The organism is Pseudomonas sp. LS-2 (assembly GCF_003605735.1).
Taxonomy (GTDB): Bacteria; Pseudomonadota; Gammaproteobacteria; order Pseudomonadales; family Pseudomonadaceae; genus Aquipseudomonas.
In genome coordinates, this window is the sequence record NZ_QXTJ01000009.1 from 1 (window position 1) to 12,925 (window position 12,925).

Below are 12,925 nucleotides of genomic sequence, written 5' to 3' on the forward strand. Positions count from 1 at the left end.
GTGAGAGTAGGTCATCGTCAAGATTAAATTCCGAAACCCCATCTGCGAAAGCAGATGGGGTTTTGTTTTTGCGCGCGAAAAATGCGCATGCACTCTGCGATCAGGCGGCTGATTCTATGCATCGACAAGATGCATGGCTATTATGCGTCCCTTACTGACAGGCGTGATACGAATGCAAACGTTGTTGAGGCTTCTAAGCGATGGGGAATTCCACTCGGGCGAGGATTTAGGGGCTCTGCTTGGTATAAGCCGCAGCGCTGTCTGGAAGAAGCTGCAGCAGCTCGAAGTAGAGACCGGTATCGAGATTCACAAAGTGCGGGGGCGAGGCTATCGGTTGGCGCATTCCCTGTCTTTATTGGATCGAGATCGTTTGAGGGAAGGCCTGGGCGGTGCTAACTGGTTTGTCCATGCATACGACGCTATCGGTTCCACAAACGCCGAAGCCATGCGTCTGGTCGATCGAGGTGATTCTCTACCTCTTATCGTGCTCGCAGAACGGCAAACCGCTGGGAGGGGGCGTCGTGGCCGCAAATGGGTCAGTCCTTTTGCTGAGAACCTTTACTACAGCCTGGCGCTTCGCATTGAAGGCGGAATGCGCCAGTTGGAGGGGCTTAGCCTGCTTGTGGGGCTCGCCGTGGTAAAAATGCTACGTGAGATGGGAGTAGATAACGCCGGTCTAAAGTGGCCTAACGATATCTTGGTGGGTAACCGGAAGCTCGCAGGCGTACTGCTTGAGCTGACAGGTGATCCTGCGGATGTCTGTCACGTAGTGATCGGGATTGGAATTAACGTCAACATGCGAGCTGCCACTGAGGTGGATCAATTATGGACGTCGATGATGCTGGAGACTGGGCACCACCAGGATCGAAATCAGGTCGCTATAAGTCTGAGCCAAAATCTGGACGTGTATCTGGCCCTTCACTTGGAAAAGGGATTCTCCGCTTTCAAGGAGGAATGGGAGGCCAGTCACCTTTGGCAGGGTAAGCCGGTAACACTGCTCGCGGGTGTAAATTCTATAGATGGGATTGTGTTGGGGGTGGACCCTGTGGGAGCGCTCCGTTTGCTCGTAGCAGATCAGGTGAAAACCTTCAGTGGGGGAGAGCTAAGTCTACGGCTCCGCTCCGTCGCCGATCAGTGATTCGCTGTTCCTCCATCTTGGTTGTAAGGACTTTGTGAGTGTGGCGGTGATGCTGCTGGCGTCTCAGGTGTCGTGGGCGATGAGGTTGTTATGCGTTGGGTCTTTTTATTGTTGGTGATGTTAAACGCGTTCTATTACTTATGGCATCAGCAGGAGGCGCCATTGCGCCCTAAGGAGGTCGCACCCTTGTCGCTCTACAAGAGTGACAAAAATGACATTCAGCTCCTTAGCGAGTCGAGTGCAGCGCGATCTGCGAGCAGTCAGTGTGTGTACATTGGAGGCGATATTCAGCAGGGTGAGGCGAGGATTATCGAGCAGCGCCTGACAAGTCTGGATATCCAAACTCAATTTGGTAAGCGTCTGGATGAAGCGGGTTCGGTGTTTTGGCTAAAGGTGGCGCCTGATAGCCGTCGTCTGGTTGATGAATCGCTGTTAGGTGGGTTGAAGCAGGACTTTCCGCAATTAAAAAGTAAAATAATGTCATGTGAAGGCATTGCAACTGCCGATTAGTTTGCATAGAATGGCGCCCGCTTCGCAGTGCAGGACAAACTGAAATGCACGCGAAACGAAGGTCAACGTTTGTAACCTCAAGTTTTTATTGAGAAAAAGGTTGACAGAAGGCTGGCATGATATAGAATGCCGGCTCGCTTAGGAGGGGTTCCCGAGCGGCCAAAGGGATCAGACTGTAAATCTGACGTCTACGACTTCGAAGGTTCGAATCCTTCCCCCTCCACCAAATTTTCGAGCGTAAGCAGCATGCTCGGCGGGTATAGTTTAGTGGTAGAACCTCAGCCTTCCAAGCTGATGATGCGGGTTCGATTCCCGCTACCCGCTCCAAGTTTTGTTGGTTGTGCAATGCGTTTTGCTCTTGTAGCTCAGTTGGTAGAGCACACCCTTGGTAAGGGTGAGGTCAGCGGTTCAAATCCGCTCAAGAGCTCCATTAATAAAGGCAGATATGAAAGTATCTGCCTTTGTTTTAGGCGGTTGGTTGGGTTCGGTGTTTCGGCTTCAAGCCTGGGCCGCAATCAGTCGCTAGCAGTGATTCGGTAGGGTGGAGAGTGTGGCCTTGCCGAATAGCTGTTGAAATCTTCTTGTCGGGTCCGCATAATGGTCGGCCTGATTTTGCTTTTAGGTCAGTAGCTCAATTGGCAGAGCGACGGTCTCCAAAACCGTAGGTTGGGGGTTCGATTCCCTCCTGACCTGCCAGATTCGCTTAACGTATCTGGCTTTCTTTTCACAGGATTTTAGTAGATGAATCCAAAGGCTGAAGCCCCAGACTCCCGTTTTGATCTCGTCAAGTGGCTCGTTGTAGTCCTCTTGGTCGTAGTGGGTGTCGTCGGAAATCAATACTACTCGGCGCAGCCAATCCTGTATCGCGTGCTTGCCTTGCTCGTGATTGCCGCTGTTGCAGCCTATGTGGGGTTGCAGACTGGCAAGGGCAAGGCTTTCTTCGTGTTGGCCAAGGAAGCTCGCGCTGAGATTCGTAAAGTCGTATGGCCTACTCGTCAAGAAACCACCCAGACTACCCTCATTGTGGTGGCTGTGGTTCTGGTTATGGCGCTGCTGTTGTGGGGGCTAGATTCCCTGCTCGGCTGGCTTGTTTCCTTGATCGTCGGCTAAGGGTGTCCCGTGGCTAAGCGTTGGTACGTTGTGCATGCCTACTCGGGTTACGAGAAGCATGTTATGCGCTCTCTGATCGAGCGTGTAAAGCTGGCAGGCATGGAAGATGGTTTTGGCGAAATTCTGGTCCCTACCGAAGAAGTGGTAGAGATGCGTAACGGCCAGAAACGCAAAAGCGAGCGTAAGTTCTTCCCTGGTTATGTGCTTGTTCAGATGGACATGAATGAGGGTACTTGGCACTTGGTCAAGGACACCCCTCGTGTCATGGGCTTCATCGGTGGAACAGCGGATAAGCCGGCTCCTATCACTGATAAGGAGGCTGAGGCCATTCTCCGTCGTGTTGCTGATGGTAGCGACAAGCCGAAACCCAAGACTCTGTTTGAGCCAGGTGAAGTGGTTCGTGTTACCGATGGTCCGTTCGCGGATTTCAACGGTACGGTTGAAGAAGTTAACTACGAAAAGAGCCGGATTCAGGTCGCGGTGCTCATTTTCGGACGCTCTACTCCGGTAGAGCTCGAGTTCAGTCAGGTCGAAAAGGCATAGCTGAGCTGGAAATCCCATACCCCGCAGCCTTGGGCTGTGGGGTTTTTTCGTCACTGGGATAAACGCGCAAGTAACCGGGGAGCCTTTTGGGGCGTTTGAACCCGTAATTGGAGTGCCTCATGGCCAAGAAGATTACCGCTTACATCAAGCTTCAAGTGAAAGCCGCTCAGGCTAACCCAAGCCCACCTGTTGGCCCGGCTCTGGGTCAGCATGGCGTGAATATCATGGAATTCTGCAAGGCTTTCAACGCCCGTACTCAGGGTCTTGAGCCAGGTCTGCCGACTCCTGTGATCATCACTGTTTACAGCGACCGTAGCTTCACTTTTGAAACCAAAAGCACCCCTGCTTCGGTTCTTCTGAAGAAAGCAGCTGGCCTGACCAGCGGCTCGGCTCGTCCGAACACCGTTAAAGTTGGCACTGTTACCCGTGCTCAGCTGGAAGAGATCGCTAAAGTCAAAAACGCGGATCTGACTGCTGCTGACATGGAAGCTGCCGTGCGTACCATCGCCGGTTCTGCTCGTAGCATGGGCCTTAACGTGGAGGGTGTGTAATGGCTAAGCTGACCAAGCGCCAAAAGGCAATCGCTTCGAAAGTTGAAGCTGGCAAGTCCTATAGCTTCAACGACGCAGCTGCTCTGCTGACCGAGCTGTCGACCGTTAAATTCAGCGAGTCCGTGGACGTAGCTGTAAACCTCGGTGTTGACCCGCGTAAATCCGACCAGGTTGTTCGCAGCGCTACCGTGCTGCCACACGGCACTGGCAAGACTGTTCGCGTTGCTGTCTTCACTCAAGGCCCAGCAGCTGAAGCAGCTCTGGCTGCCGGCGCTGATCGCGTTGGTATGGACGACCTAGCTGCCGAAATGAAAGGCGGCGACCTGAACTATGACGTGGTCATTGCATCCCCGGACGCAATGCGTGTTGTAGGTCAGCTGGGTCAGATCCTCGGTCCACGTGGCCTGATGCCTAACCCGAAAGTCGGCACGGTGACTCCAGACGTAGCTAACGCGGTCAAAAACGCAAAAGCTGGTCAGGTTCGTTATCGCACCGACAAGAACGGCATCATCCACACCTCCGTTGGCAAAGTCGGTTTTGATGCTGACAAGCTGCGCGAAAACGTTGAAGCCCTGATCGCTGACCTGAAGCGGATCAAGCCGGCTTCCTCGAAAGGTATCTACGTCAAGCGCGTTACCCTGAGCACCACTATGGGCCCAGGCCTGGTCATCGACCAGGGTTCGTTGAACGCGTAAGACCGCAGGGTGCGGGTAACCGCACCTTTGCAAGTATTGGGGTCCCTGCCTGGCGGGGGCTATCCAAGACCGTAGGCGGCGACAGTCTTAAAACACAAGCCTACGCAGATGGTGCTCCCGGTTCCTTACCGAATCAGACACCAAAACGACATCCGGCTTCGGTCAGATGAAACGGTAACAAGCAGGAGTTAAACCCGTGGCAATTAAACTCGAAGACAAGAAGGCCATCGTCGCTGAAGTCAACGAGGCTGCCAAAGTCGCTCTGTCCGCTGTCGTGGCTGATGCCCGTGGCGTAACAGTAGGCGCGATGACCGGACTCCGTAAAGAGGCTCGTGAAGCTGGCGTTTACGTACGTGTCGTACGTAACACCCTGCTCAAGCGTGCCGTTGCTGACACTGAATACAGTGTTCTCAACGACGCATTCACCGGCCCGACCTTGATCGCTTTCTCCAACGAACACCCTGGTGCTGCTGCCCGTCTGTTCAAAGAGTTTGCTAAAGGTCAGGACAAGTTCGAGATCAAGGCAGCTGCGTTCGAGGGCAAGTTCCTCGCAGCGAATCAGATCGACGTGCTGGCAACCTTGCCGACCCGTGACGAAGCAATTTCCCAGCTGATGAGCGTGATTCAGGGCGCTACCAGCAAATTGGCTCGTACTCTGGCGGCAGTTCGCGAACAGAAAGAAGCTGCTGCAGCCTAAGGCCGCACACCTCTTTTCGCGTATTTTTGTTTATTTCGAAGGCCGCATAGGCCCTCACACAATTCAGGAATTAGAGTCATGTCTATCTCTCAAGACGATATCCTCAACGCCGTAGCTGAAATGTCCGTTCTGCAGGTTGTTGAACTGATCAAAGCTTTCGAAGAAAAATTCGGTGTCAGCGCTGCTGCTGCTTCCGCTGGCCCAGCTGCTGCTGCTGCCGTGGTTGAAGAGCAAACCGAATTCAACGTCATGCTGACCGAAGCTGGCGAGAAGAAAGTTAACGTCATTAAAGCAGTTCGTGAACTGACCGGTCTGGGCCTGAAAGAAGCCAAGGCAGTCGTTGACGGCGCTCCAGCAATGGTTCTGGAAGCAGTGGCGAAAGACGCTGCAGACAAAGCCAAAGCTACTCTGGAAGAAGCAGGCGCTAAAGTCGAGCTGAAGTAAGCATCGACTTTGCGTCTCCAGCCCGAGCGTTTAGCGAAAGGCTGATGGCTGGTGGCTTCTGCCACCGGCCTTTTTCCGTTCTTGGTGATCGATTAGATCGGCGCCATTAACGTGCTTCAACCGCCTCGAACGGTGGCGCAAACCATGGGGTTTGCAAGATTTTCTGGCCGCTCCCGTCGGGGGAGGCCAAACAAGCAGGTGACCAAGCTGGGGAACGCTGATGGCTTACTCATATACTGAGAAAAAACGTATCCGCAAGGACTTTAGCAAGTTGCCGGACGTCATGGATGTGCCTTACCTCCTGGCCATCCAGCTGGATTCGTATCGTGAATTCTTGCAAGCGGGAGCGACTAAAGATCAGTTCCGCGACGTGGGCCTGCATGCGGCCTTCAAATCCGTTTTCCCGATCATCAGCTACTCCGGCAATGCTGCTCTGGAGTACGTCGGTTATCGTCTGGGCGAACCGGCTTTTGATGTCAAGGAATGCGTGCTGCGCGGTGTGACGTACGCCGTACCTTTGCGGGTAAAAGTGCGCCTGATCATTTTCGACAAAGAATCGTCGAACAAAGCGATCAAGGACATCAAAGAGCAAGAAGTCTACATGGGCGAAATCCCCCTGATGACTGAAAACGGTACCTTCGTTATCAACGGTACCGAGCGTGTGATCGTTTCCCAGCTGCACCGTTCCCCGGGCGTGTTCTTTGACCACGACCGCGGCAAGACGCACAGTTCTGGCAAGCTGTTGTACTCCGCTCGCATCATTCCTTACCGTGGTTCGTGGCTGGACTTCGAGTTCGATCCAAAGGACTGTGTATTCGTCCGTATCGACCGTCGTCGCAAGCTGCCTGCATCGGTGCTGCTGCGTGCTCTGGGCTACACCACTGAAGAAGTGCTGGACGCTTTCTACACCACCAACGTTTTCCACGTTCAGGGGGAATCCCTGAGCCTGGAGCTGGTGCCTCAGCGCCTGCGTGGTGAAATTGCCGTTCTGGATATCCAGGATGACAAGGGGAAAGTAATCGTTGAGCAAGGCCGCCGAATTACCGCGCGCCACATCAACCAGTTGGAAAAGGCCGGTATCAAGGCGCTTGAGGTTCCGCTGGATTACGTTCTTGGCCGTACTACCGCCAAAGCAATCGTGCATCCGGCTACCGGCGAAATCATTGCTGAGTGCAATACCGAGCTGAACACTGAAATCCTGGCGAAGATCGCCAAGGCTCAGGTTGTTCGCATCGAGACGTTGTACACCAACGACATCGACTGCGGTCCGTTCATCTCCGACACCCTGAAGATCGACTCGACCGGCAACCAGCTGGAAGCTTTGGTCGAAATCTATCGCATGATGCGTCCTGGCGAGCCGCCAACCAAGGATGCCGCGGAGACGCTGTTCAACAATCTGTTCTTTAGCCCAGAGCGTTATGATCTGTCGGCCGTAGGCCGAATGAAGTTCAACCGTCGTATCGGTCGCACCGAGATCGAAGGTTCGGGCGTGCTGTGCAAGGAAGACATCGTTGCGGTCCTCAAGACCCTCGTTGATATCCGTAACGGCAAGGGCATCGTCGATGATATCGACCATCTGGGTAACCGCCGTGTTCGCTGCGTAGGCGAGATGGCTGAAAACCAGTTCCGCGTTGGCCTGGTGCGTGTTGAGCGTGCGGTCAAAGAGCGTCTGTCGATGGCTGAAAGCGAAGGTCTGATGCCTCAAGACCTGATCAATGCCAAGCCGGTTGCTGCTGCGGTCAAGGAGTTCTTTGGTTCCAGCCAGCTTTCGCAGTTCATGGACCAGAACAACCCTTTGTCCGAGATCACCCACAAGCGTCGTGNCGCAGGCTTCGAAGTCCGTGACGTACACCCGACGCACTACGGTCGTGTTTGCCCGATCGAAACGCCGGAAGGTCCGAACATTGGTCTGATCAACTCGCTCGCTGCTTATGCCCGTACCAATCAGTACGGCTTCCTGGAAAGCCCGTACCGCGTGGTAAAAGAAGGTCTGGTTACCGACGAGATCGTGTTCCTGTCCGCTATCGAAGAAGCCGATCATGTGATCGCGCAGGCTTCGGCGGCGATGAACGACAAGGGTCAGCTGATCGATGAGCTGGTTGCTGTACGTCACCTGAACGAATTCACTGTCAAGGCGCCGGAAGACGTCACCTTGATGGACGTATCGCCGAAGCAGGTAGTTTCGGTCGCAGCGTCGCTGATTCCGTTCCTGGAGCACGACGATGCCAACCGTGCGTTGATGGGTTCGAACATGCAGCGTCAGGCTGTACCAACCCTGCGTGCTGACAAGCCGCTGGTCGGTACCGGCATGGAGCGCAACGTAGCCCGTGACTCCGGCGTTTGCGTCGTTGCCCGTCGTGGCGGCGTCATTGACTCGGTAGATGCCAGCCGTATCGTTGTGCGTGTTGCTGATGACGAAGTAGAGCCGGGCGAAGCCGGTGTCGACATCTACAACCTGACCAAGTACACCCGCTCGAACCAGAACACCTGCATCAATCAGCGTCCGCTGGTGAGCAAGGGTGATCGTGTTCAGCGTAGCGACATCATGGCCGATGGTCCGTCCACCGACATGGGTGAACTGGCTCTTGGTCAGAACATGCGCATCGCGTTCATGGCATGGAACGGCTTCAACTTCGAAGACTCCATTTGCCTGTCTGAGCGCGTCGTTCAAGAAGACCGCTTCACCACGATCCACATTCAGGAACTGACCTGTGTGGCGCGTGATACCAAACTGGGCCCTGAGGAAATCACCGCTGACATCCCGAACGTGGGTGAAGCAGCGCTGAACAAACTGGACGAAGCCGGTATCGTTTACGTAGGTGCTGAAGTAGGCGCTGGCGACATTCTGGTTGGTAAGGTCACCCCGAAAGGCGAGACCCAGCTTACTCCAGAAGAAAAACTGCTGCGTGCGATCTTCGGTGAGAAAGCCAGTGACGTCAAAGACACCTCCCTGCGCGTACCTACCGGTACCAAAGGTACTGTTATCGACGTACAGGTTTTCACTCGCGACGGCGTTGAGCGTGATGCTCGTGCCCTGTCTATCGAAAAGAGCCAGCTGGACGAGATCCGCAAGGATCTGAACGAAGAGTTCCGAATCGTTGAAGGCGCGACCTTCGAACGTCTGCGCTCCGCGCTGGTAGGTCGTACTGTCGAAGGTGGTGCCGGCCTGAAGAAAGGTCAGGAAATCACCGATGAAGTCCTCGATGCTCTTGAGCACGGTCAGTGGTTCAAACTGCGCATGGTCGAAGACGCACTGAACGAGCAGCTCGAGAAAGCTCAGGCTTACATCGTCGATCGTCGTCGTCTGCTGGACGACAAGTTCGAAGACAAGAAGCGCAAACTGCAGCAAGGCGATGACCTGGCTCCTGGCGTGCTGAAAATCGTCAAGGTCTACCTTGCCATTCGTCGCCGCATCCAGCCGGGCGACAAAATGGCCGGTCGCCACGGTAACAAAGGTGTGGTCTCCGTGATCATGCCGGTTGAAGACATGCCGCACGATGCCAATGGCACGCCTGTGGATATCGTCCTCAACCCGTTGGGTGTACCTTCGCGTATGAACGTTGGTCAGATTCTCGAGACGCACTTGGGCCTCGCGGCCAAGGGTCTGGGCGAGAAGATCAACCGTATGCTCGAAGAGCAGCGTAAAGTCGTTGAACTGCGCAAGTTCCTGAACGAGATCGGCGGTCGTCAGGAAAACCTGGACGACCTGTCTGATCAGGAAGTTCTCGATCTGGCGAAGAACCTGCGTGGCGGCGTTCCAATGGCAACTCCGGTGTTTGACGGTGCCAAGGAAAGCGAAATCAAGGCCATGCTGCGCCTGGCGGACATGCCGGACAGTGGCCAGATGCAACTGTTCGACGGTCGTACCGGTAACAAATTCGAGCGTCCGGTAACTGTTGGCTACATGTACATGCTGAAGCTGAACCACTTGGTGGACGACAAGATGCATGCGCGTTCCACTGGTTCCTACAGCCTGGTTACCCAGCAGCCGCTGGGTGGTAAGGCGCAGTTCGGTGGTCAGCGTTTCGGGGAGATGGAGGTCTGGGCGCTGGAAGCATACGGCGCGGCATACACTCTGCAAGAAATGCTCACAGTGAAGTCGGACGATGTGAACGGCCGTACCAAGATGTACAAAAACATCGTGGACGGCGATCACCGTATGGAGCCGGGCATGCCCGAGTCCTTCAACGTGTTGATCAAAGAAATCCGTTCGCTCGGTATCGATATCGATCTGGAAACCGAATAACACGTGACGCGAATCGAGGGTGGGTCGGTATGAACACCCTCTGCTCCGCCAGGAGGAAAGGCCTTGAAAGACCTACTGAATTTGCTGAAAAACCAGGGTCAAGTCGAAGAGTTCGACGCCATCCGTATCGGATTGGCATCGCCTGAGATGATCCGTTCGTGGTCGTTCGGTGAAGTTAAAAAGCCGGAAACCATCAACTATCGTACGTTCAAACCTGAGCGTGACGGCCTGTTCTGCGCCAAGATCTTTGGCCCGGTAAAGGATTACGAGTGCCTGTGCGGTAAGTACAAGCGCTTGAAGCATCGTGGCGTGATCTGCGAGAAGTGCGGCGTTGAGGTTGCACTGGCTAAAGTCCGTCGTGAGCGTATGGCTCACATCGAGCTGGCTTCGCCGGTTGCTCACATCTGGTTCCTGAAATCGCTGCCGTCCCGTATCGGTTTGCTGATGGACATGACCCTGCGTGATATCGAGCGTGTTCTCTACTTCGAGAGCTATGTCGTTATCGATCCAGGCATGACCACCCTTGAAAAAGGTCAGCTGCTGAACGACGAGCAGTACTTCGAAGCCCTCGAGGAGTTCGGTGACGACTTCGACGCCCGCATGGGTGCCGAGGCTGTCCGCGAGCTGCTGCATGCTATCGACCTGGAGCACGAGATTGGCCGTCTGCGCGAAGAGATTCCGCAAACCAACTCCGAAACCAAGATCAAGAAGCTGTCCAAGCGCCTGAAGTTGATGGAAGCCTTCCAGGGTTCCGGCAACTTGCCAGAGTGGATGGTGTTGACCGTTCTGCCGGTTCTGCCGCCAGATCTGCGTCCACTGGTTCCACTGGATGGCGGTCGTTTCGCGACATCCGACCTCAACGATCTGTATCGTCGAGTGATCAACCGTAACAACCGTTTGAAGCGCCTGCTGGATCTGTCCGCTCCGGACATCATCGTGCGCAACGAAAAGCGCATGCTGCAGGAAGCTGTGGACGCGTTGCTCGACAACGGCCGTCGCGGCCGTGCGATCACCGGTTCGAACAAGCGTCCTCTCAAATCCCTGGCTGACATGATCAAGGGTAAGCAGGGTCGTTTCCGTCAGAACTTGCTCGGTAAGCGCGTTGACTATTCGGGTCGTTCGGTAATCACCGTAGGTCCGACCCTGCGTCTGCACCAGTGCGGCCTGCCGAAGAAAATGGCTCTCGAGCTGTTCAAGCCGTTCATCTTTGGCAAGCTGGAAATGCGCGGTCTCGCGACCACCATCAAAGCGGCCAAAAAAATGGTCGAGCGCGAACTGCCAGAGGTCTGGGACGTTCTCGCTGAGGTGATTCGTGAACATCCAGTGCTTCTGAACCGTGCGCCGACTCTTCACCGTCTGGGTATCCAGGCGTTTGAACCGGTGCTGATCGAAGGCAAGGCTATTCAGCTGCACCCGCTGGTCTGTGCTGCGTACAACGCCGACTTCGACGGCGACCAGATGGCCGTTCACGTTCCGCTGACGCTGGAAGCCCAGCTCGAAGCGCGCGCGCTGATGATGTCGACCAACAACATCCTGTCGCCAGCCAACGGTGAGCCAATCATCGTTCCTTCGCAGGACGTTGTACTGGGTCTGTACTACATGACTCGTGAAGCGATCAACGCTAAGGGCGAAGGTCGTGTGTTCGCGGATCTGCAGGAAGTTGACCGTGTATTCCGCGCCGGCGAAGCCGCGCTGCATGCCAAGGTTAAGGTGCGGATCAACGAAACGGTCAATGACCGTGACGGCGGCAGCGTGAGCGGCACCCGTATTGTCGATACCACCGTCGGCCGTGCATTGCTGTATCAAGTTGTGCCAAAAGGTCTGTCGTACGACGTCGTCAACCAGCCTATGAAGAAAAAGGCGATCTCCAAGCTGATCAACCAGTGCTATCGCGTGGTTGGTCTGAAAGAGACCGTGATCTTCGCTGACCAGTTGATGTACACCGGTTTTGCGTACTCGACGATTTCGGGTGTTTCCATCGGCGTTAACGACTTCGTTATCCCGGATGAAAAAGCTCGCATCATCGACGCCGCGACCGAAGAAGTTAAAGAGATCGAAAGTCAGTACGCCTCCGGCCTGGTAACCCAGGGCGAGAAGTACAACAAGGTGATCGACCTCTGGTCCAAGGCGAACGACGAAGTCTCCAAGGCGATGATGTCCAACCTCTCGAAAGAGAAGGTTGTCGACCGTCATGGCGAGACTGTGGATCAAGAGTCCTTCAACTCGATGTACATGATGGCTGACTCCGGTGCGCGGGGTTCCGCAGCACAGATTCGTCAGTTGGCCGGTATGCGTGGTCTGATGGCCAAGCCGGATGGCTCGATCATCGAGACCCCGATCACTGCGAACTTCCGTGAAGGTTTGAGCGTACTTCAGTACTTCATCTCTACTCACGGTGCTCGTAAAGGTCTGGCGGATACCGCGTTGAAAACCGCGAACTCCGGTTACCTGACTCGTCGTCTGGTAGACGTGGCGCAAGACTTGGTCGTTACCGAAGTCGATTGCGGGACCGAGCAAGGCCTGCTCATGACGCCCCACATTGAAGGCGGCGACGTAGTCGAGCCGCTGGGTGAGCGCGTACTGGGTCGAGTGATCGCCCGTGACGTGTTCAAGCCTGGCACTGAGGACGTGATCGTTCCGGCAGGTACTCTGGTAGACGAGAAGTGGGTCGAATTCATCGAGCTAAACAGCATCGACGAAGTGATCGTACGCTCGCCGATCAGCTGTGAAACCCGCTATGGCATCTGCGCCAAGTGCTACGGTCGCGATCTGGCCCGTGGTCACCAGGTGAACATCGGTGAAGCTGTCGGCGTAATCGCGGCACAGTCCATCGGTGAGCCGGGTACCCAGCTGACCATGCGTACGTTCCACATCGGTGGTGCGGCAAGCCGTACTTCCGCAGCTGACAGCGTTCAGGTGAAGAACGGCGGTATCGTCCGTCTGCATAACCTGAAGCACGTAGAGCGTCTGGACGGCAACCTGGTCGCCGTN

Annotated in this window: 9 protein-coding genes, 4 tRNA genes and 2 pseudogenes; all 15 read left to right on the forward strand. The window is 55.1% G+C overall.

All coding sequences use genetic code 11. The features are described from left to right. Window positions 1-172: 172 nt before the first annotated feature. A complete protein-coding gene (gene birA / locus D3M70_RS05865; protein WP_120124967.1) occupies window positions 173-1,138 on the forward strand; it encodes a bifunctional biotin--[acetyl-CoA-carboxylase] ligase/biotin operon repressor BirA in 966 nt (321 codons plus the stop codon). Window positions 1,139-1,228: 90 nt separating this feature from the next. Further along, the gene (locus D3M70_RS05870) at window positions 1,229-1,648 is read left to right on the forward strand and encodes a hypothetical protein (protein ID WP_120124968.1); all 420 of its coding nucleotides are present in this window, start codon (window positions 1,229-1,231) and stop codon (window positions 1,646-1,648) included. A gap of 141 nt (window positions 1,649-1,789) precedes the next feature. Next, window positions 1,790-1,874 (forward strand) — tRNA-Tyr (locus tag D3M70_RS05875). A 27-nt stretch (window positions 1,875-1,901) separates the two neighbouring features. Next, a tRNA-Gly gene (locus D3M70_RS05880) sits at window positions 1,902-1,975 on the forward strand. Between the two features lie 27 nt (window positions 1,976-2,002). Beyond that, a tRNA-Thr gene (locus D3M70_RS05885) sits at window positions 2,003-2,078 on the forward strand. A 190-nt stretch (window positions 2,079-2,268) separates the two neighbouring features. Beyond that, window positions 2,269-2,344: transfer RNA gene (locus D3M70_RS05890), tRNA-Trp, on the forward strand. 45 nt (window positions 2,345-2,389) lie between these two features. Further along, on the forward strand, window positions 2,390-2,758 hold the full coding sequence (gene secE / locus D3M70_RS05895) for a preprotein translocase subunit SecE (RefSeq protein WP_081569200.1): 369 nt from the start codon (window positions 2,390-2,392) through the stop codon (window positions 2,756-2,758). 9 nt (window positions 2,759-2,767) lie between these two features. Next, window positions 2,768-3,301, forward strand: a complete 534-nt coding sequence (gene nusG, locus D3M70_RS05900) for a transcription termination/antitermination protein NusG (protein ID WP_002555501.1) — start codon at window positions 2,768-2,770, stop codon at window positions 3,299-3,301. 119 nt (window positions 3,302-3,420) lie between these two features. Continuing rightward, the gene (rplK, locus tag D3M70_RS05905) at window positions 3,421-3,852 is read left to right on the forward strand and encodes a 50S ribosomal protein L11 (RefSeq protein WP_081569201.1); all 432 of its coding nucleotides are present in this window, start codon (window positions 3,421-3,423) and stop codon (window positions 3,850-3,852) included. Then, window positions 3,852-4,547, forward strand: a complete 696-nt coding sequence (gene rplA / locus D3M70_RS05910; RefSeq protein WP_062384458.1) for a 50S ribosomal protein L1 — start codon at window positions 3,852-3,854, stop codon at window positions 4,545-4,547. The genes rplK and rplA overlap by 1 nt, the downstream gene beginning before the upstream one ends. 196 nt (window positions 4,548-4,743) lie before the next feature. Next, the gene (gene rplJ / locus D3M70_RS05915; protein ID WP_062384462.1) at window positions 4,744-5,244 is read left to right on the forward strand and encodes a 50S ribosomal protein L10; all 501 of its coding nucleotides are present in this window, start codon (window positions 4,744-4,746) and stop codon (window positions 5,242-5,244) included. 78 nt (window positions 5,245-5,322) lie between these two features. Beyond that, window positions 5,323-5,688, forward strand: a complete 366-nt coding sequence (gene rplL / locus D3M70_RS05920) for a 50S ribosomal protein L7/L12 (protein WP_005791984.1) — start codon at window positions 5,323-5,325, stop codon at window positions 5,686-5,688. A 220-nt stretch (window positions 5,689-5,908) separates the two neighbouring features. Beyond that, a pseudogene (gene rpoB, locus D3M70_RS32715) lies at window positions 5,909-7,511 on the forward strand (DNA-directed RNA polymerase subunit beta); the annotation flags it as partial. Window position 7,512: 1 nt separating this feature from the next. Next, window positions 7,513-9,934, forward strand: a pseudogene (rpoB, locus tag D3M70_RS32720) (DNA-directed RNA polymerase subunit beta); the annotation flags it as partial. Between the two features lie 63 nt (window positions 9,935-9,997). Beyond that, on the forward strand, window positions 9,998-12,924 hold a 2,927-nt coding region (rpoC, locus tag D3M70_RS05930), incomplete at its 3' end, for a DNA-directed RNA polymerase subunit beta' (RefSeq protein ID WP_256659735.1). Between the last annotated feature and the right edge of the window lies 1 nt (window position 12,925).